The sequence below is a fragment of the Hyphomonas polymorpha PS728 genome (genome assembly GCF_000685315.1).
GTDB lineage: Bacteria > Pseudomonadota > Alphaproteobacteria > Caulobacterales > Hyphomonadaceae > Hyphomonas > Hyphomonas polymorpha.
In genome coordinates this window covers 16,203-35,534 of sequence record NZ_ARYM01000009.1, presented here as the reverse complement: position 1 = coordinate 35,534, position 19,332 = coordinate 16,203, and the positions used below count along the sequence as shown (strand labels likewise).

At 63.9% G+C, this 19,332-nt stretch carries 19 protein-coding genes; 15 read left to right on the top strand and 4 right to left on the bottom strand.

Going from position 1 to position 19,332, the window contains the following annotated elements:
* Nucleotides 1-23 precede the first annotated feature (23 nt).
* Nucleotides 24-1,073: a glycosyltransferase gene (locus HPO_RS08835; protein WP_035597266.1), complete on the top strand. Its 1,050-nt coding sequence runs from the start codon at nt 24-26 to the stop codon at nt 1,071-1,073.
* Here HPO_RS08835 and HPO_RS08830 read toward each other — a convergent pair whose 3' ends face one another.
* From HPO_RS08830 to HPO_RS08820, 3 genes are all read right to left on the bottom strand, one after another.
* The gene (locus HPO_RS08830; RefSeq protein ID WP_035597263.1) at nt 1,074-1,523 is read right to left on the bottom strand and encodes a riboflavin biosynthesis protein RibD; all 450 of its coding nucleotides are present in this window, start codon (nt 1,521-1,523) and stop codon (nt 1,074-1,076) included. It abuts the gene before it with no gap.
* On the bottom strand, nt 1,520-2,233 hold the full coding sequence (gpmA, locus tag HPO_RS08825) for a 2,3-diphosphoglycerate-dependent phosphoglycerate mutase (protein WP_035597260.1): 714 nt from the start codon (nt 2,231-2,233) through the stop codon (nt 1,520-1,522). The genes HPO_RS08830 and gpmA overlap by 4 nt, the downstream gene beginning before the upstream one ends.
* A 78-nt stretch (nt 2,234-2,311) precedes the next feature.
* Nucleotides 2,312-3,454: an AGE family epimerase/isomerase gene (locus HPO_RS08820; protein WP_051612470.1), complete on the bottom strand. Its 1,143-nt coding sequence runs from the start codon at nt 3,452-3,454 to the stop codon at nt 2,312-2,314.
* Nucleotides 3,455-3,581: 127 nt separating this feature from the next.
* Here HPO_RS08820 and HPO_RS08815 point away from each other — a divergent pair, with 127 nt between their 5' ends.
* The 9 genes from HPO_RS08815 (at nt 3,582) to HPO_RS08775 (ending at nt 12,750) form a co-directional block, all read left to right on the top strand.
* Nucleotides 3,582-4,160 carry a hypothetical protein gene (locus HPO_RS08815; RefSeq protein ID WP_035597258.1) on the top strand — a complete coding sequence of 193 codons (579 nt, stop codon included), beginning with the start codon at nt 3,582-3,584 and terminating at the stop codon, nt 4,158-4,160.
* A 134-nt stretch (nt 4,161-4,294) separates the two neighbouring features.
* On the top strand, nt 4,295-6,460 hold the full coding sequence (locus HPO_RS08810) for a prolyl oligopeptidase family serine peptidase (RefSeq protein WP_035597255.1): 2,166 nt from the start codon (nt 4,295-4,297) through the stop codon (nt 6,458-6,460).
* Nucleotides 6,461-6,576: 116 nt separating this feature from the next.
* Nucleotides 6,577-7,173 (top strand): GNAT family N-acetyltransferase, encoded by a 597-nt coding sequence (locus HPO_RS08805; protein WP_162174030.1) that lies wholly within the window; start codon nt 6,577-6,579, stop codon nt 7,171-7,173.
* 175 nt (nt 7,174-7,348) lie between these two features.
* Nucleotides 7,349-8,833 (top strand): signal recognition particle protein, encoded by a 1,485-nt coding sequence (gene ffh / locus HPO_RS08800; protein ID WP_035597248.1) that lies wholly within the window; start codon nt 7,349-7,351, stop codon nt 8,831-8,833.
* The gene (locus tag HPO_RS08795) at nt 8,830-9,141 is read left to right on the top strand and encodes a chorismate mutase (protein WP_035597245.1); all 312 of its coding nucleotides are present in this window, start codon (nt 8,830-8,832) and stop codon (nt 9,139-9,141) included. Before ffh ends, HPO_RS08795 begins: the two co-directional genes overlap by 4 nt.
* A 35-nt stretch (nt 9,142-9,176) precedes the next feature.
* On the top strand, nt 9,177-9,578 hold the full coding sequence (gene rpsP, locus HPO_RS21170; protein WP_199285909.1) for a 30S ribosomal protein S16: 402 nt from the start codon (nt 9,177-9,179) through the stop codon (nt 9,576-9,578).
* Nucleotides 9,579-9,736: 158 nt separating this feature from the next.
* Nucleotides 9,737-10,591 carry a beta/gamma crystallin-related protein gene (locus tag HPO_RS19730; protein WP_051612469.1) on the top strand — a complete coding sequence of 285 codons (855 nt, stop codon included), beginning with the start codon at nt 9,737-9,739 and terminating at the stop codon, nt 10,589-10,591.
* A 9-nt stretch (nt 10,592-10,600) separates the two neighbouring features.
* Nucleotides 10,601-11,143 (top strand): ribosome maturation factor RimM, encoded by a 543-nt coding sequence (gene rimM / locus HPO_RS08780; protein WP_051612468.1) that lies wholly within the window; start codon nt 10,601-10,603, stop codon nt 11,141-11,143.
* Between the two features lie 89 nt (nt 11,144-11,232).
* Complete coding sequence (locus HPO_RS08775) at nt 11,233-12,750, top strand: beta/gamma crystallin-related protein (RefSeq protein WP_035597242.1); 1,518 nt, start codon at nt 11,233-11,235, stop codon at nt 12,748-12,750.
* On the opposite strand, the gene HPO_RS08770 is transcribed toward HPO_RS08775, so the two are convergent.
* Nucleotides 12,747-13,499 (bottom strand): glycosyltransferase family 2 protein, encoded by a 753-nt coding sequence (locus tag HPO_RS08770; RefSeq protein ID WP_035597239.1) that lies wholly within the window; start codon nt 13,497-13,499, stop codon nt 12,747-12,749. The genes HPO_RS08775 and HPO_RS08770 overlap by 4 nt on opposite strands.
* Nucleotides 13,500-13,649: 150 nt before the next feature.
* Between HPO_RS08770 and HPO_RS08765 the strand changes: the two genes are divergently transcribed.
* The 5 genes from HPO_RS08765 (at nt 13,650) to bioB (ending at nt 19,298) form a co-directional block, all read left to right on the top strand.
* Nucleotides 13,650-15,455, top strand: a complete 1,806-nt coding sequence (locus tag HPO_RS08765; protein ID WP_035597236.1) for a monovalent cation:proton antiporter-2 (CPA2) family protein — start codon at nt 13,650-13,652, stop codon at nt 15,453-15,455.
* A 31-nt stretch (nt 15,456-15,486) separates the two neighbouring features.
* Complete coding sequence (gene trmD, locus HPO_RS08760) at nt 15,487-16,242, top strand: tRNA (guanosine(37)-N1)-methyltransferase TrmD (protein WP_035597235.1); 756 nt, start codon at nt 15,487-15,489, stop codon at nt 16,240-16,242.
* Nucleotides 16,229-16,786, top strand: coding sequence for a 50S ribosomal protein L19 (rplS, locus tag HPO_RS21215; RefSeq protein ID WP_035597234.1), 558 nt, complete (start codon nt 16,229-16,231; stop codon nt 16,784-16,786). The genes trmD and rplS overlap by 14 nt, the downstream gene beginning before the upstream one ends.
* A gap of 124 nt (nt 16,787-16,910) precedes the next feature.
* The gene (leuC, locus tag HPO_RS08750; protein ID WP_035597232.1) at nt 16,911-18,308 is read left to right on the top strand and encodes a 3-isopropylmalate dehydratase large subunit; all 1,398 of its coding nucleotides are present in this window, start codon (nt 16,911-16,913) and stop codon (nt 18,306-18,308) included.
* Between the two features lie 27 nt (nt 18,309-18,335).
* A complete protein-coding gene (bioB, locus tag HPO_RS08745) occupies nt 18,336-19,298 on the top strand; it encodes a biotin synthase BioB (protein ID WP_035597231.1) in 963 nt (320 codons plus the stop codon).
* The last annotated feature ends 34 nt before the right edge of the window (nt 19,299-19,332 follow it).

The following is a 19,332-nucleotide window of genomic DNA, read 5'->3' as shown; positions in this document are numbered from 1 at the left end:
GAATACGGTTCCGGGAGATGAAAATGCGGGTGATGCATGTCATGGCGGGCGCGGCTGAAGGCGGCGCAGAGAACATCATGCTGGAATCGGTGCTGGCCCTCGCTGAGGCCGGATACGCCCAGCATGTGGTGACGCGCCCGGACAATCAGTTCCGCATCGGCAAGTTCAAGGACGCCGGCATCGGGGTTGATACCGCCAGCTTCAACAATGCGTGGCCATTCCCGACGCGCAGCGTTCTTGGCCGCGCGATCAAGGCATTCAAGCCGGATGTGATCGAATACTGGATGGGCCGCGCCGGCCAGTTTGCGCCCAAGGCTTACCGCAACCGGTCGGTTGCCTGGTATGGCGGCTATTACAAGCTCGCCCGCTTCACCAATTGCGAATGGCATGTGGGCCTCACCATCGATCTTCTGCGCCATATCCGCGAGCAGGGCGTGCCGGAAGACCGCTCTGCCATCATTCATACGTATGCTGATTTTACCGGATCAGCCCCGGCAGATCGCGCCGCCCTCAATACACCCGCCGATGCGCCCGTCGCGCTCGCCCTGGCGCGCCTGCATGAGAAGAAGGGCCTCGACACACTGCTGGACGCGACGGCGAAAGTGCCCGGCCTTTATGTCTGGATTGCGGGGGAGGGGCCGCTCGAGGCAGAACTCAAAGCGCATTGCACACGCCTTGGCCTCGATGACCGCGTCCGTTTTCTCGGCTGGCGGAATGATCGCGGCGCTCTGCTGGAAGCGTGCGATGTGGTGGCCTTTCCCTCCCGCTACGAACCTTTCGGCACGGTGACGGTCGATGCCTGGGCGGCTTCTCGTCCGCTCGTCGCTGCCGACGCGGTCGGTCCGGCCGCCTATGTGAAGGACGGGGTGAACGGTCTTCTCATTCCGAAGAATGATGTCGACGCGCTCGCCAACGCACTCTCCCGCGTGATCACCGACAAGGCGCTCGCCGCAAAGCTGGTCGAAGGCGGGCGCGCCAGTTATGAGGCGCAGTTCAACAAGGCCGCCTTCCAGCGCGACTCGGCCGCCTTCTATGAGCGCGTCCGCGCCCATGCCGGGCCATTTGCCGGCTGATCAGTGGTCCTGAGACGCCGCGAAGAACCAGCGATAAAGCCGCGCTGCGGCGTGTTTTCCCAGGCCGGTTTCCACGCGCACGCCCGCTTCCCGCAGGATCACCAGCCCGTCCCGCGCAGTGGGGTGGGGGTCTTCGATGGCCACAACCACGCGCGCAATCCCGGCATCCACCAGCTTGCGCGAGCAGGAGGCTGCCCCGCTGGAGCGTTCGCGGCAGGGCTCCAGCGTCACATACGCTGTGCCGCCTTTGGCTTTTCCGGCGGCTTCCTCTAGCGCGATCTCTTCAGCGTGCGGCCGCCCGCCGGTGCCGGTAACCCCGGCGCCCACGATATGCCCGGCAGCATCCACCAATATGCAGCCCACGGACGGATTCTTTCCGGTCAGGCCCTGATTGAGGCGGGCAAGCTGAAAGGCCCGCCCCATCATCCGCCGGTCGCGCCGTTTGCTCATGGCAGCGGTGGCAGCGGCTGGGCCCGGCTTTCGTCGAGATAGCGCACGGAAACCGGCTTGAGATTGGTGTCGAGTTCGATCAGCAGCGGGTTACCCGTGGGGATCTCAACGCCGGTGATCTGGTCGTCCGGCACCCGGAACAGGTGTTTCACCAGCGCGCGCAGCGAGTTGCCATGCGCAGCGATCAGCGTGTCCTTGCCGGCAATCAGCTCGGGCGCGATACGCTGTTCCCAATAGGGCAGCACGCGCTCCAGTGTCGTTTTCAGGCTTTCCGTGTTCGGAATGTCGATGCCTTTGTAACGCGGATCAGGCGTGAGGTCGTAGGTGCTGCCCACTTCCAGGGGCGGGGGGGGAATGTCATAGCTGCGGCGCCAGACGTGAACCTGTTCTTCGCCATGCTTGGCGGCGGTCTCGGCCTTGTCGAGCCCGGTGAGGCCGCCATAGTGGCGCTCATTGAGGTGCCAGTCCTTCTCGATCGGCAGCCAAACACGCTTCATTTCGGTCAGGGCGAGCCAGAGCGTGCGGATGGCGCGGGTCTGCACGCTGGTAAAGCCGGCGCGGAAATCGGCGTCGAGCGCCGCCAGCATCTGCCCGGCCTTGCGGGCTTCGGCTTCGCCTTTCTCCGTCAGGTCTGCGTCCCACCAGCCGGTGAAGCGGTTTTCAAGGTTCCAGGCAGACTGGCCGTGCCGGATCAGGACGAGCTTGGTCATGGCATTCCTCAATTTCTGGGCGGCCTGGCTCAAGGCTGCCGGGTTTGGCCGCTCTCTTTCCTGCAAATTGGCCGAATATCAAGCGCCCATCACGCGGATCAGCTCTGCAAAGGCGAGCACCACATGATAGCCGGTGGAGGCAGGCATGCTGGAAGAAAGGATGGCCCCGTCAGCGCCGAAATGGTCGATCCAGCCACCGTCTTCAGTGAGATATTCGTCCATCAGGATGTCAAAGCTGCGGCAGGCGGCCGCGGCGTAGCGTTCGTCCCGGCGTGCTTCCAGCATCGCAAGATGGGCTTTGAGCGCTTCAGTCTGCGGCCAGGTACGGCGTGATGCGTCTACCGGCGCGCCGCCGCGGGCGGCCGTCTGAATCGCCCGTCCCTCCACGTCCAGTGTCGTCAGCGCATACGCGTAAAGGCGCTCAGCAGATGCAGAGACCGCTTCTCCCCGCGCGCGGGCGTAGGCATGCAGCAGCCATACCCATTCGAACTGATGTCCGGGCTCCACAATCCGGCTGGCGTCCCCGGGCAGAGGCGACCAGTCCGGCGCGAAGAACTCGCCCAGCAGCCCCTGGTCCCCGGCGGTGAATTTCGTTTCGAACAGGCTGGCCAACTCATCGGCCCTGGCCAGATGGCCCCCGTCTGGCTGGAGTGTGTGCAGCGACAGGCACGCTTCCAGCAGGTGCATATGCGGGTTCTGCTGGCGCTGGGCAGGTGGGGGCAGGGCTTCGGCGTATCCGCCATTCACCCGGTCGTGCGCTTCCCGGTCCAGGTTCGCGAGGATGCCGTTGGCTGCGGTGAGTGCATGTTCTGCAGGTCCGGGGCCGCGCGCGGCTTCTGCCAGGGCGAACAGCGTGAAGGCGTTATCGTAAAGGTCAAAGGTCGGGTCGGTCAGCTGGCCGGTGGTGTAGGATAACGCGCGCCCTGTCAGCCCCTGCGGGTTGAGGGCCGGGCCAGCCAGCGTCGCCACGCCGGCATTCACCAGCCGGGCGGCCGTGTCGCGCTTCCAGCCCATCCGCCAGGCTTCAGCGAAAACATAGGTCTGCCGGGCCTGCACCCGCACGCGCGTGGTATCGACCGTCGCATCATCCAGCGATGTCGTCAGCGCCTCTGGGAAGAGGCCGGCTTCATTCACGCCATGATCCGCCCAAAGCGGGAAGCAGCTGTCAAACAGCCAGCTTCTGGCCTCACGGGCCCGCCTCTGAAGCGCCGATACCGACATAAGGTGTTGCCTTCCCCCCGGACTAACGCTGCAATTGGCTCGCCAATATCTGCGTCCACCTGCTAACAGGAGCCTGACAGATTGGCCAGCGCCTGACAGGCATTCGGCCCGTAATGCAGGAGCGCCGATGCGCGACAAGATTTTCTTTCCCCTCGCGGCCCTGCTGACCGTGTTGATGATCCTCCTGGCGATCCAGCCGGGCATTGGCCGTCTGCCCACGGGCGCTGTAACAGGGGATGGCGTGGACTATTCGCGCATCGTGATTGACGACACCTATCTCAACAAGATCGTGCAGGGCACCGATGCCAGCGCCCAGCTGATCCGGGACCGGGGCACCTATTTCCTCCATATCGAAGGCACAGCAGACGGGTTGGTTGCCGCCCCTGAACTCAACCCGCATTTCCGGATCGCAGCAGATGTCGAGATGCAGTTCGCCGGGCGGCGCATTCGCGTGACCGCCCGTGTCCGCCCCGCAGATGTCAGGGGCGCCAGCCAGGTCGAGATGAATTATTCGGCCGGCCGGTCGGGGGATTCCGGCTGGCAGACGCTGGATCTGGGGGAAGGCTTCACAGAGGTGAGCTTTGAATATGATGTGCCCCCGCTTCAGGGGGAGCAGGGGGTCGATTACATCGCCATCCGCCCGGCAATTCCGGAAGGGTCGCGCGCCATCGTTCTGGAGAGCATTGTGCTGGAGCGTCTGCCTTGAGCAGGTTTCGCCAGGCTGCGAAGCCGGTTGCACAGCTTTCTCCCCGCCGGTATCAAACCTCATGTTTTGAGAGGGACCGGGGGCATTCATATGCCTGGGCTGCCGGTCCATAGATTTCAGAAATAGGAGATTTCATGCGCACCGTTTTCGTGTCGCTGAGCGCCTTGCTTCTTGCCGCCTGTGCTTCGGGCACCCCATCGGAGACCAATTTGACCGCTGATACTCCCCCCGCCGCTGTACCCTTTGATGAAACCTCCCATCTCTGGCTGGAGGAGGTGGAGGGCGCAGAGGCGCTTGCCTGGGTGACCGCGCAGAATGAGCGGACGCTGGCCGAGCTTCAGTCCGATCCCCGCTATGCCGGGTTTGAGGCGGAGGCCCTTGAAGTCCTCAACTCGTCCGAGCGCATCCCCTATGGCAGCGTGCGCGATGGTTACGTCTATAATTTCTGGCAGGACGAAAAGAACGTCCGCGGCCTCTGGCGCCGCACGCCTCTGGCCAGCTACGCCACCGAAACCCCCGCCTGGGAAACGATTGTCGATTTCGACAAGCTGTCCGCCGATGAAGGCGCCAACTGGGTCTACAAGGGCGCCAACTGCCTGCGGCCGGCGCCGGGCGGAGAATGGCTCTGCCTGGTCTCGCTGTCAGATGGCGGCAAGGACGCGGTGATCAATCGCGAATTCAATCTGGCCACGAAGCAGTTCGTCGAGGGCGGCTTCGTCACCGCTGAAGCCAAGCAGGGCCTTGCCTGGGCCGGGCCTGATACGCTGCTGATCGCCACTGACTGGGGCGAAGGCACACTGACGGAATCGGGCTATCCCTCCATCGTCAAGCGCTGGCAGCGCGGCACGCCGGTGGAAGAAGCCGTTGAACTTTTCCGCGGCAAGGAAACCGATGTCGGCGTCTGGCCGATGACGATGAAGCTGGAAGATGGCCGCGTCCTTCAGGGCGCGGTGCAGGCAGAAACCTTCTTTACCCAGAAGTATTTCTGGTTCCCGGAAGGGGAGACCGAGGGTGTCCGCTGGCCGCTGCCGCTGAAAGCCACGCCCAATGGCATCTATAAGGGCCAGTTCCTCTTCACCATTGAGCAGGACTGGACGCCTGAAGGCCAGGAAGCCTTCAAGGCCGGTGACCTTCTTTCTTTCGAACTTGGCGCTTTCCTCGAAACCCGCTCCCTGCCGCCGGTCACGCTTGCCTTCCGCCCGACGGAAGCCCAGGCGGTCAATGGCGTGGCCATCGCCAAGGGCGCGGCGCTTCTCTCCATCAGCGACAATGTCGTAGGCAAGGTGCTTCGCATCGAGCCGTCGGCTGGCGGATGGACCACATCGCCGGTGGAACTCCCCGGCACAGGTCAGGTCGGCATCGCGTTTGCTGATGAGGATGAAACCGCCGTCTTCCTCAACTATGAGGATTTCCTCACGCCCAGCTCGCTGCTGAACTATGATGTCGCCTCTGGCGCCGTCACGCCGCTCAAATCCCTCCCCGCCAAGTTTGATGCCACTGGCCTCAAGGTGGAGCAGTTCTTCGCCACCTCGAAAGACGGCACCCGCGTGCCCTATTTCATTGTCCACCGTGAAGACATGCCGCTTGATGGCACCACGCCGACCCTGCTCTATGGCTATGGTGGTTTCCAGGTGTCGATGACGCCGGGCTACAGCCCCGTCAGCGGCCGTCTCTGGCTGGAAGAGGGCGGGGCGTATGTCCTCGCCAATATCCGGGGCGGCGGCGAATTCGGCCCCAACTGGCACCAGGCGGGCCTCAAACAGAACCGTCAGCGCATCTATGACGACTTCATCGCCGTCGGCGAAGACCTCACTGAACGGAAGATCACGAGCCCCGAACATCTCGGCATCATGGGCGGCTCGAATGGCGGCCTCTTGATGGGCGTGATGCTCAATCAGCGTCCGGATCTCTGGAATGCCGTGGTCGTGCAGGTGCCACTGCTAGACATGCTGCGCTACCACCTCCTGCTGGCAGGCGCTTCCTGGGTTGATGAATATGGTTCGCCGGATTTGCCGGAGGAACGCGCCTTCCTCGAAACCATCTCGCCCTACCAGAATTTCGATGCGTCGAAGCCATATCCGGTGCCCTTCTTCGTCACCTCGACGAAGGACGACCGGGTCCATCCGGGCCATGCCCGCAAGATGGCCAAACGTTTCGAAGAGGCGGGCCTGCCTTTCCTCTATTTCGAAAACATGGATGGGGGCCACGCCGCTGCGGCAGACCAGACGGCCCGGGCCAAACGCTCGGCGCTGGAATACACCTATCTCTCCCGCCAGCTTTTCCCGAAAGCGGCGGAATAGCCGGGCAGGCCGCAGGCTTCTGCGCGCAGATATGTGAGGACGGGCCGGTTCATTCCGGCCCGTTTCTTTTTGGCTTTCTTTTGCCGGTGAGGGCTACTTGTGGCATAATGCCTGTCATGAAGCTCGATGCGCCCGGACTTGTGGTGGCAAACGTGCGCCTGGACCCTGTCATCGAGGCGCACCGGGAAATCCTTGCGGCCTCCGGCGCCATCGAAGCGATGTGGAACTGGATGCCGCTGATGGACACCGGCACCAGTTTCAACGCCTATTTCGACCAGACCCTGCAGGATGCCCGGGAAGGCCGGATGGTGCCCTTCGCCATCACGCGGACCACCGACGGCGCGTTTGCCGGTGTGGTTTCCTATATGAACATCGCCCGTCTCCACCGGCGCTTGCGCATCGGATACCGCTGGCAACCGCCCCAAATGCGTGGCGGCCTCGTCTCGGCGGCCACATCCCTTGCCCTGATGCAGCGGGCAAAGGATTGCCGCTTCCAGCGCATCGAATTCCTGGTGAATGTCGCCAATAAGGAGGCCATCGCAGCGGTTGAGCGCTTTGGCGCGGCCCGCGAAGGTACGCTGCGCCACTATATGCGCACCGCCAACGGCCTCTGGGCCGATGTGGCGGCTTTCTCCCTGATTGGCCCGGAAATAGACCGCACGATCGCCAGCCTCCGCCAGCATGTGGAGGCCCTGGAGGCTGCCGAAGCTTGACCTGTGGATTGCCGCGTGCTTTAGGCGCCCCAAATTCCGCGCAGTCCATAAGCGCGCCCTGACCGGCACATGTTCCTATATAGACGGAACGGGAGGCCAGCGGGGCCCCCCGCCCGGCGAAGTTTCGCTCAGCGGGGCTTTTGTCTATTGCGCGCAGAATGAGGAGTAACGCGGTATGTTCGACGCTCTAAGCGAACGCCTTGGCAGTATTTTCGACGGCCTGACGGGCCGTGGCGCGCTGTCCGACAAGGACGTCAGCGAAGCCCTGCGCGAAATCCGCGTTGCCCTGCTTGAGGCCGATGTGGCGCTGCCCGTCGTCAAGGAATTCGTTGAAAAGGTTAAAACCCGCGCCGTTGGCGAAGAGGTTATCCGCTCGGTGAAGCCGGGCCAGCAGGTCATCAAGATCGTTTATGACGCGCTGGTCGATATGCTCGGCGCCGATGAGGAAGAAAGCCACCTCCGCGTCGACACGCCCCCGGCCGTTGTGATGATGGCGGGCCTTCAGGGCTCGGGTAAAACCACCACCACCGGCAAGATCGCCAAGCGCCTGGCTGATCGCGGCAAGAAGAAAGTTCTCCTCGCCTCGCTCGACGTGCGCCGCCCGGCGGCCATGGAACAGCTGGCGATCCTGGCAAAGCAGGCGGGCGAAACCGTCAGCTCTCTGCCGATCATTGCCGGCCAACTTCCCGCTGACATTGCCCGCCGCGCCATGCAGGCGGCCAAGATCGGCGGCTATGATGTCCTGATCCTCGACACTGCCGGCCGCACCTCGATCGACGAGCAGATGATGGCCGAGGCGGCAGAGATTGCCGCCATTGCCAACCCGTCTGAAGTTCTCCTCGTGGCCGATGCTCTCACCGGCCAGGACGCGGTGGAAACCGCCCGCCGCTTTCATGAGCGCCTGCCGCTCACCGGCCTTGTCCTGACACGGATGGACGGCGATGGCCGGGGCGGCGCCGCGCTGTCGATGCGCGCAGTCACCGGCCTGCCGATCAAATTCCTCGGCGTTGGTGAAAAACTTGATGGGCTCGATGCCTTCGATGCCAAGCGCGTTGCGGGCCGTATCCTCGGCCAGGGCGATATTGTCAGCCTCGTCGAAAAAGCTGCCGAACATTACGACGCCGAGAAGGCCGAGCGTATGGCGGCCAAGCTCAAGAAGGGCGAGTTCGATCTTGAAGACCTCGCCGACCAGCTGCGCCAGATGCAGCGTATGGGCGGCCTCGGCGGCATCATGGGTATGATGCCCGGCGTGCGCAAAGCCAAGGAAGCGATGGCGAGCGCCAATGTCGATGACCGTATCCTGAAACGTCAGGAGGCGATCATTTATTCGATGACGCGCGAGGAGCGCCGCAAGCCGGCCATCCTCAATGCGTCCCGCCGCAAGCGCATCGCCGCTGGCGCCGGGGTCGAGGTGTCAGATGTCAACAAGCTGCTGAAGATGCACCTTCAGATGGCTACCATGATGAAGAAGATGCGCACCAAGGGCGGCATGAAAAACCTGCTCGGCATGGCGCAGCAGGCAGGGATTTCCCAGTCTGACCTCGCCAAGATGGGTGGCGGCGCGCTGCCCCCCGGCGGTCTTCCCGGCCTCAGCGGCAATGGCCTTCCGGGCCTGCCCGGTGGCCTCCCCGGTCTTCCTGGAGGGAACAAGAAGAAATGACCAATCCTGATCAGGCCCTTGCCCAGTTCCAGCTTGGCCAGCTGCGCGCGTCCATCGACAATCTGGACTCGATCCTCATCCACACGCTGGCAGAGCGCTTCAAGCTGACCCAGCAGGTCGGCAAGCTGAAGGCGCTGCACAATATGCCGCCTGCGGACAAATCCCGCGAGGCCCAGCAGATCGAGCGCCTGCGCCATCTGGCCAAGGAATCCGGGCTTGATCCGGCCTTTGCCGAAAAGTTCCTCAATTTCATCGTGGCGGAAGTCATCCGCCATCATGAGCAGATCCGCGGCCAAGAGGCCGAATAAGAAACCCCGAGAGACAAGACTTACAGGAGATCCCCATGTCACTCAAAATCCGGCTCGCCCGTGGCGGCTCGAAAAAACGCCCCTTCTATTCGATCGTCGTTGCCGACGCGCGCGCCCCGCGTGATGGCCGCTTCATCGAAAAGATCGGCACCTATGATCCGCGTATTGCCAAAGACTCCCCGGACCGCGTGAAGGTTGACGCTGAAAAAGCCGCCGACTGGATCAAGAAAGGCGCCCAGCCGACCGACCGCGTCGCCCGCTTCCTCTCCAAAGTCGAAGTTGACGGCAAGCCTGTGGCAACCTGGACGCACGGCAACAACCCGAAGAAAGCCGAGCCCGGCAAGAAAGCCCAGGAGCGCGCGAAAGAGCGCGCCGAGAAAGCAGCTGCCCGCGCCGCAGCTGCCGAGGCCCCGGCCGAAGAAGCAACCGAAAGCTAAGCTTCCGGCTTTTGCCATCTCCTGAAACGGCCGGCGTTCCTCTGGGGCGCCGGTCTTTTCTTTCGTGCTGATCTGAACGTTGGCCAACAGCGGCTGCACAGATCGTTCAGATCATCCATGCGAAGTCTAGACGCGAAGATCAAAAGGAGCCTGGCTTCATGTTCACGTCCGCCCTGTCCCGCCTGCTTCTGGCCGCCGGCCTTGCCGCTGCCGCCATCAGCCCCGTGGCCCTTGCGCAGCGTGGCGGCGGCGCCCCCTCCGGCCCGCCCGGCATCACGCTCTATTCGGATACGAACCTGCGCGGCGAAGCGGTGGAACTCACCGGCGACCAGCCGAATTTCAATACCATCCGCTTCAACGACAAGGCCCGCAGCATTGATGTGCGCGGCGGCGTCTGGATGGTCTGCGCCGATGGCAACTACAAAGGCCGCTGCGAATATATCGACCGCTCGGTGCGCAATCTCGGAGAGATCGGCCTTTCCGGCGCCATCTCCTCGGCCAAGCGCGTGCCCTATGACAAAGGCCCCCGCAGCTATGACATCGCCCTCTTCGCGGATGGCAATTATGGCGGCGCTTTTGTGGGCTTTGACGAGGGTGTGGCAGACCTCTCCCAATACCGCTTCAACGACACAGCCAGCTCCATCATGATCAACCGCGGCGACTGGCTGGTCTGCGAACATGCCGATTATCGCGGCCAGTGCGAACTGCTGGAGGCGTCTACCGGAAATCTTTCCTCGATCGGCCTCAACGACAAGATCACCTCTTTCCGCCGCTATGATGTGCGCCGCGAAGGCCCGTGGCGCCGCCCCATCCCGCCGGTCACCGGCCCGGTGCAGGATACGCGCGGCGGTTTCCAGGGGGAGCAGACCGTGTTTTTCCCCACGCCGACCACCAATGGCCGCCGCATCAATGACGGCTCAGGCGCTGCCACCCGCTTCTGCCAGAGCATGGGGTTTTATGAAGCGGTCTATAAAGCACCTGGCCCCGTTCTCTCCGACGTGGTTTGCCGCTAACAAGCGCGCATGAGCGCAAAAGCAAAGACTGACAGACTTATTCCCATGGGCGTCCTGAAGGGCGCCCATGGTGTTCGTGGCGAGGTGCGGGTGAAAAGCTTCACCGCTGACCCGGACGCCCTCTTCACCTATGGCCCCCTGATGGACGAGGCCGGCAAGGTGCTGGTAACGCCGCTATCGGCCCGGCCGGGCAAGGACCATTTCATCGTCCGCCCGAAGGAAAACCTTCAGAAGGAAGAATGGGACGCGCTGCGCGGCTGCCTCGTTCATGTCTCCCGCGACCGTCTGCCGGAAGCCGATGAAGACGAATTCTACTTCGAAGACCTGATCGGCATGTCCGTCTATACTGTTGGCGATACGCCGGAAGGCCGCGTCCGCGCCGTTCAGAATTTCGGCTCCGATGACCTCCTCGAAATCGAGATCCCCGGCGCCCAAGCCACAGTCTATGTCCCGTTCACCCGCGCCGATGTGCCGGTGATCGACATGGCCGCCCGCCGCATCGTCATCCCCGAACTCGCTCTCTGGGCGAACCCCGATGACGACGAAGCCTGACATACCTGCTGCATAAAAATTGCAGTTTGTTGCGGGCCATTCAGGTGGCCCGTGTCATTCTGAGGGCGTAATGGACGAAAGGAGCCCTCATGCGGGACTCGATCCGGTATTTCGCGCTTGTCCTCTCGCTTCCGGCGGCGGCTGCCCTCCCGGCGCTTGCGCAGGATGGCTATTATGATGACTACCAGCCCCCGGCAGCCATCGCGCTGTTCTCCTCGCAGAATTTCCAGGGTGATGTGCGCGAAGCTTTCGACCCCTTCGGCTCTCTGCACGACCTGGCCTTCAACGACCGCCCTCGCTCGGTCGCGGTTCTGGCCGGCCAGTGGGAACTCTGTGAGCATGCGGACTTCACCGGCCGCTGCGTATTCATCCGCGAAGATGTGCCCGATCTCGGCTGGTTTGATCTCAACGGCCGCGTCTCCTCCATCCGTCCGATCTTCGAATATACCGAGGCCCAGCATGGCCTGATGTTCACGCGCGACAATAACGGCTACATCCGCTACGCGCACAACCAGTCCTATGGCTACGACACCTGGAATTACGGCTATTCCAGCACCGTCCGCGTCAGTGTTCAGCATTATGGCTATTCGCCCGATTATTGGCGCTTTGGTTATTACGATCCGCGTTGGGGGTACGATCCCTACGGCTTTGCCTGGCGCCCTGTCGGCGGCCCGCGCTATGTCTCCTACACCTACCGCGTTCATCCGCGCCCGGTCATTATCAACACCTATTGGAAAACCCATTGGGGCAAGAGCCACAAACACTGGGACCGCAGAGGCCACCGGGAAGACTGGCGCCGCAAGCCGGATTGGCGGGGAGACCCCGGACGGGGACCAGGCCGCGATAGCGGCTGGACCGGAGGTGGCCGTGGCCCCGGCAGTGATCGCGGCGACGGGCGCGGGCGCGACGGATGGCGGAGCGATGGCTCACGCCCCGATGGGCCGCGTACGGACGGGTCTCGTAGAGATGGCCCCCGTGCAGAAACTCCCAGGACGGATGGTCCGCGGACGGGAGGCGGGCGTCCCCCGCGCGCCGATACCAGTGCAATTCCGACAGATCCCCGTCGCGGCGATCGGGGCAGAAGCGGCAGCTGGAGCGGCGGCGCCCGCGATGGCGGCGCTGCCATCGTAACGCCGCCCCGCGATGATAGAGGCCCGCGCGGCGATAGCCGTGGTCGCGGAGACGGAAGAGGCGATTGGAGTGGCAACCGTGACGCCGGATCGGTAACGCCGTCCTCACCCCCGGTGGTCAGCCCTTCGGCCCCGTCGGGCCGTCCGGACCGAGGCGGCGGGCGCGGTGAAGGCCGCAGGCCCGGCGGTGATGGCGCGCTTCTGGGTGCGCCCGGAGGCGGCGGAACACGCCCGGCTGCCGATACACCGCGCCGTGGCGGCGGCGGAGGTGATGGCGGGTGGCGGGGAGACAGTGGCCGCCGCGGTGGCAGCGCTGCGCCCCCTTCCGCGCCGTCAGTCTCATCGCCTCCCACACCTCCGCCGACAGCGGTATCCCGGCCAGCGCCGCCCCCGCGCGTCGAGCGGGGCGGCCGTGGCGGAGAAGGCCGGGGCGGCGGTATCTCCAGAGGCGACGGCCCGCGCCGCGACCGGGACTAACCGTTCGCGCGCGGATCATTCCACTCGGCGGCAATGCCATATCCGCCGCGCCGGATCAGCCAGAACATGCCGATCAGGTCGAATATGCCCGCGCCCAGGCGGCCGAGGAATCCGTATTTGGATTGCCCGGCCAGGCGCGGGCGATCATTTACCAGTTCCTCGCGCACCTCCCATCCGGCCCGCTTGATCAGGGCCGGGAGGAAACGGTGCATCGAGGCAAAGAAGGGCAGGTCTCTGAACGCCGAAGCGCGGATCAGTTTCCAGCCGCAGCCGGTATCCTTGGCATCATCCTGAAGCACAAACCGGCGCACGCCATTGGCGATGCGCGACTGTACCCATTTGAAGCCTGAATCGTTCCGGCTGTTGCGTTTGCCGGCAATGATGCCCAGGCGTGGCGGCGCGCCCGGCGCAATGATCTCCTGCCACAGCCGGGCTGTGTCGGCCGGGTCGTTTTGCCCATCCCCGTCCAGCAGCTGCACCCATTGTCCGCGCGCTGATTTGAGGCCGGTGAACAGCGCGGCCGATTTTCCCCGGCGTTGCACATGGGTCAGCACGGTCACTGTTTCCGGATGGCGCGCCCTGGCTTCGGCCAGTTCCGCCCCGGTCGCGTCGGCTGAGCAATCATTGACGCAGACAATCTCGAAATCGATGCCGGCAAGGGCTGAATGCACCTCATCGATCACCGGATGGATGTTGCCGGCTTCATTGAAGAAGGGGATGAGGACGGTAAGCTGAGGCGCTGTGCTCATGGGTCAGCCTTGTGGAGGTCTCGCCTCATAACCGCAAATCGGGGCGTCTGCCACCCATGCTGCGCGGGCAGGCCGCCGGGCCAGCCAGTCGTTGCGCCTGCCGCCAATCCCTCTAAGACTGAGCCTCAGGCTGACCGCAAGGGGAACCAGATGGCTACTGAAACGCACGCCGCCCATGCGGTGGATCTCGCCCCGGTCGTCATTTTGCTCGGATCTGCCGTGCTGGCCGTGCCCCTGTTCAAGCGCATCGGCTTCGGGTCCGTGCTCGGATATCTCGCTGCCGGCCTTATTATTGGCCCCTTCGGCTTCCGGGTGTTCACCGAGCCGACGGCCATCCTGCATGTCGCCGAACTCGGCGTGGTGATGTTCCTCTTCATCGTGGGGCTGGAGATGCAGCCCTCACGGCTCTGGTCCATGCGGAAGGAAATCTTCGGCCTCGGCTTTGCCCAGGTTGGTATCTGTATCCTGCTGCTCTCCTGGGTCGGGATGGCGCTTGGCTATTCTGCGCAAACATCCCTGATCGCCGGCACGGGCTTTGTCCTCACCTCCACCGCCATCGTGATGCAGATGCTGCAGGAGCGGGGAGACCTCGCCAAGCCGCGCGGCCAGAAGATGGTCTCTATCCTGCTGTTTGAGGATCTCGCCATTGTGCCCCTTCTGGCGCTCGTTGCCTTCCTCGCGCCGGGTGGGGAAGAGGTGACGCTGACAGACCGTTTCATGGGCGTGGTCATCGGCCTTGGCTGTATTCTTGGCCTCGTCCTGGCCGGGCGCTATCTGCTGAACCCGATCTTCCGCGTGCTGGCGGCGGCCCGCGCCCGCGAAGTGATGACCGCCGCTTCGCTGCTTCTGGTCCTGGGCGCCGCCTGGTGGATGCAGCTGGGCGGCCTTTCCACCGCCATGGGCGCCTTCCTGGCCGGCGTGCTGCTGTCAGAATCGTCTTACCGGCACGAGCTTGAGGCCGATATCGAGCCCTTCCGGGGCGTCCTGCTCGGCCTCTTTTTCCTCGCCGTCGGCATGTCACTGGATCTCAACGTGGTCGCCGCCAACTGGCAGGTCATCGCCATCAGCGTGGTCGCCTTCACCCTGCTCAAGGCCGCCGGCGTCTATGGCGTTGCCCGCCTGTTCAAGGCCGGCCACCGGGAAGCCATCGAACGCACCGTGCTGATGACCCAGGGCGGCGAGTTTGCCTTCGTTCTCTATGCCGCCGCCCTCGCCGTCGGCATCATTGATCCGGAAGGCAGCGCCATGCTCACGGCCATCATTATCGTGTCGATGCTGATGACGCCGCTCTTCGTCCTGGTGCATGACCGGCTGATGCCGGAAGTGGAGGTCGATGCTTCGGGCGTTGAAACCCCGCATGATGCGCGCGGCACCGCCCTGCTGATCGGCTTTGGCCGCTTCGGCCAGGTCGTCAGCCAGCCGCTGCTGGCGCGTGGCTACACCATCACCCTGATTGATAATGATCCGGACATGATCCGCGCCGCCGCCGATTTCGGCTTCAAGGTCTGGTATGGCGATGGCGCGCGACTGGACATTCTCCACGCCGCCGGCGCCCACCATGCCAGTCTCATTCTCGTCTGCGTCGATGACCAGGCCGCTGCCACAAAGATTGTGGAGCTCGTCCGACACGAATTTCCCGGCGCCCTCCTTCTGGCGCGGGCTTATGACCGGGATCACGGCCTCCAGCTTGTCCGGGCAGGGGCTGACTATCCCGTCCGCGAAACCTTCGAATCCGCCCTCAAATTCGCCCATGCCGCGCTGGACCGGCTGGGCGAACCGGAAGACGCCATCACCGACGCCATCGAAGAAGTCCGCCGCCGCGACGAGGAACGCTTCGCCCTCCAGCTCACCGGCGGCACCTTTGCAGGCCGCGAGCTGATGTTCGGCAATGGCGGCGGCGCTGTGCCGCTGAATGCCAAGGCGCCAGATACGGACCCAGAGCCAGCAGGCGGGTGACGCGGGGCCCGGCCCGCGTTAAAGGGCGCCCATGTTCAAGGCCACAGCCATCACCCTCATCCCGGAAGCCTGGCCGGGGCCACTCGGCGCCTCGATCCTCGGGCGCGCGCGCGCCGAAGGCATCTGGGATCTGGAAACGGTCGATTTGCGCCAGTTCGGTCTCGGCAAGCACCGCAAGGTGGATGACACGCCCGCCGGGGGCGGGGCAGGGCTGGTTTTGCGTCCGGATGTGGCCGCCGCTGCCATCGATGCGGTGCAAAGCTGCAACGAAATGCAACAGACTGAGACGGCTTTGAAACGGCCTGTCATCTATCTCTCGCCGCGGGGGCGCCGGTTTGACCAGCAAATGGCACGGGACTGGGCCGCCGGGCCCGGCGTCATCCTTTTCTGCGGCCGGTTTGAAGGTCTGGACGAGCGCGCCATCGAAGCGCGGGATATGCAGGAAGTGTCCCTCGGAGATTTCGTTCTGGCCGGCGGGGATGTCGCCGCAATGGCCATGCTGGAGGCGGCGATCCGCCTTCTTCCCGGCGTGGCAGGAAATTCTGCTTCAATAACAGGGGAATCTTTCGAGAACGGCCTCCTCGAATACCCCCAATACACCCTTCCCAGAGAGTGGGAGGGCCACAAGACGCCGGAAGTTTTGCTGTCCGGCGACCACAGGCGTATAGAAGAGTGGCGAATCAGCCGCTCAAAGGCGTTGACTTTTGAGCGCCGCCCCGATTTATACGCCGCTTACTCCGAAACCCCGACCTCTAATGCGCCGGAGACTGGCGATGAACCTGATTAAAGAGCTTGAGACCGCTGAAATCGCGCGCGTACTCGGCGACAAGAAAATCCCGCAATTTTCCCCCGGCGACACCCTCGCCGTGAACGTGAAGATCAAGGAAGGCGACCGTGAGCGCGTCCAGCGCTACGAAGGCGTGTGCATTGCCCGCTCTGGCGGTGGCATCAATGAGAGCTTCACGGTCCGCAAGATTTCCTTCGGTGAAGGCGTTGAGCGCGTTTTCCCGCTGGTTTCTCCGCTGATCGACTCGATCGAAGTGCTCCGCAAAGGCCGCGTGCGCCGCGCGAAGCTCTACTATCTGCGCGACCTGCGCGGCAAAGGTGCCCGTATCGCCGAGCGTACGACCGGCCACGGCATCGAGGTGCAGGAAGTTGCTGTCTCGAAAACCGAGCGCCGCCGCCAGAAAGACGCCGAGAAAGCAAACCGTAAGGAAGCTGCTGCCCAGGCCCGCGCCGAAAAGGCCAAGGCTGACGCTGCTGCTGCCGAGGCCGCTGCGGCTGAAGCCGCCGCCGCTGCAGAAGCTCCCGCCGAGGGCGGTGAAGCGTAAGCTTCTGGCTGAAACATATCAGCTATGTGAAACGCCCTCCCTTCGCGGAGGGCGTTTTCGCATGGGCAAGTCTTCCCTATGTGCGCTTCAGCGTTATTGTGCGCCGCGAAAGTGAGAGGCCGAAATGTCCCCTAAGACGCTCTACGACAAAATCTGGGAATCCCACGTCGTTCACACCGACGCGCAGTCGGGCGAGAGCCTTCTCTATATCGACCTTCACCTCATCCATGAGGTTACCACGCCTCAGGCTTTTGCCGGTCTCAAATCTGCAGGCCGCAAGGTGCGCCGGCCGGAGCTGACGCTGGCGGTTGCCGATCACAACACCCCCACCGAGAACCAGGCCCTTGGCTTTGCCGGCGTGAAAGACCCCGAAGCGCGCAACCAGCTGGAAACGCTGACGCGGAACGTGGCCGAACATGGCATCGAATTCTTCCCGATGGGCGACATCAATAATGGCATCGTCCATGTCGTCGGCCCGGAACAGGGGCGCACCCAGCCCGGCATGACCATCGTATGCGGCGACAGCCATACCTCCACCCATGGCGCCTTTGGCGCGCTGGCCCATGGCATCGGCACCTCGGAAGTCGAACATGTGCTGGCCACGCAGACCCTGCGCGCGCGCAAGATGAAGAATATGGCGGTGGAAGTCTCCGGCCGCCTGCGCGACGGGGTGACGGCCAAGGATCTTGCGCTGCACGTCATCGCCATCACCGGCACGGCCGGCGGCACCGGCCATGTGATCGAATATCGCGGCGAGGCTGTTCGCGCGCTGTCGATGGAAGGCCGCATGACGCTTTGCAACCTTTCCATCGAAGGCGGCGCGCGCGCTGGTCTCGTGGCACCCGATGACGTGACGTTCGACTATATGAAGGGCCGCCCGTCCTCGCCCAAGGGCGGCGCCTGGGAAGTGGCCGAGAAATACTGGCGCACGCTGTTCACCGATGAAGGCGCCGTGTTCGATACGGTGATCCACATCAAAGGCGAAGAAGTTGAGCCGACCGTGACCTGGGGCACCAGCCCGGAACAGGGCATTCCGCTCTCAGGGCTTATTCCGAAGCCGGAAGATTTTGCCGATCCGGTCAAGCGCGCCGCCTGCGAGCGGGCGCTGGAATATATGGGCCTTGAAGGCGGCAAACCGATTGCGGGCACGCCGGTGCAGCGCGTGTTCATCGGCTCCTGCACCAACAGCCGCATCGAAGACCTGCGCGCCGCCGCAGACGTTGCCAAGGGCAACAAGGTGGCCCCAGGTGTGCGCGCCATGGTCGTGCCGGGCTCTGGCCTTGTGCGCGCGCAGGCCGAAGCCGAAGGTCTCGACCTCATTCTGATGGAAGCCGGCTTTGAATGGCGGGAGCCGGGCTGCTCCATGTGCCTTGGCATGAACCCGGACATTCTCTCGCCCGGTGAGCGCTGCGCCTCCACATCCAACCGCAATTTCGAAGGCCGGCAGGGCAGGGGTGGGCGTACTCACCTGATGAGCCCCACGCTGGCCGCCCGCGCTGCCATCAATGGCGTGCTCGGATAATCCGTTAACTGATCAGGAAATCGCCTCATGACTTCTGCTGACCTCACCCCCCGCCAGAACTGGACCCGCGAGGAAATCGCAGCGCTGTATGAGCTGCCGCTCGATCAGCTGTTTGCGCGCGCCCTGGCCGTCAAGGCCGCCAACTGGCCGGATGGAAAGGTGCAGAAATCCCAGCTGCTCTCCATCAAGACCGGCGGCTGCGCCGAGAATTGCGGCTATTGCAGCCAGTCGGCCAGCTTCAAGACGGGTCTCAAGGCGGAAAAGCTGATGCCGGTGGAAGAGGTGGTCGATGCGGCCCGCCGCGCCAAGGCAAATGGCGCGGACCGTTTCTGCATGGGCGCCGCCTGGCGCTCGCTGAAGGACCGCGACCTGCCGAAAGTGGCCGAGATGATTTCTGCCGTGAAGGCAGAGGGCCTCGAAACCTGCGTCACGCTTGGCATGCTCGAAGAGGGCCAGGCCGAGGCGCTGAAGGAAGCGGGCCTCGACTACTACAATCACAACCTCGACACCTCGCGCGAGTATTACAGCACGGTCGTCACGACACGGACGTTTGATGACCGGATCGAGACGCTGGGCCGCGCGCGCCAGGCGGGCATCAAGCTGTGCTGCGGCGGCATCCTCGGCATGGGCGAGTCGCGCTCTGACCGGGTCGGCCTGATCCATGAGCTCTCCCTGCTCAGCCCGCATCCGGAAAGCGTGCCGGTCAACAAGCTGGTGCCGATCGAAGGCACGCCGCTGGCCAACAGCGAAGAGCTCGATACGCTGGAACTCGCCCGGGCCATCGCCGTCTGCCGCATCGTGTTCCCGAAAAGCTGGGTGCGCCTCTCCGCAGGGCGCGAAACCATGAGTTCCGAAGGCCAGGCGCTCTGCATTCTCGCCGGCGCCAACTCGATCTTCGTGGGCGACCGCCTGCTGACCACCGCCAACCCGGCGATGGACAAGGACGCCCGCCTGCTGGAATCCGTTGGCGGCAGCTGCGCGACCTGCTGAGCTGGGTTTAGGTCTGCTAAACGCTGCCGCGGTT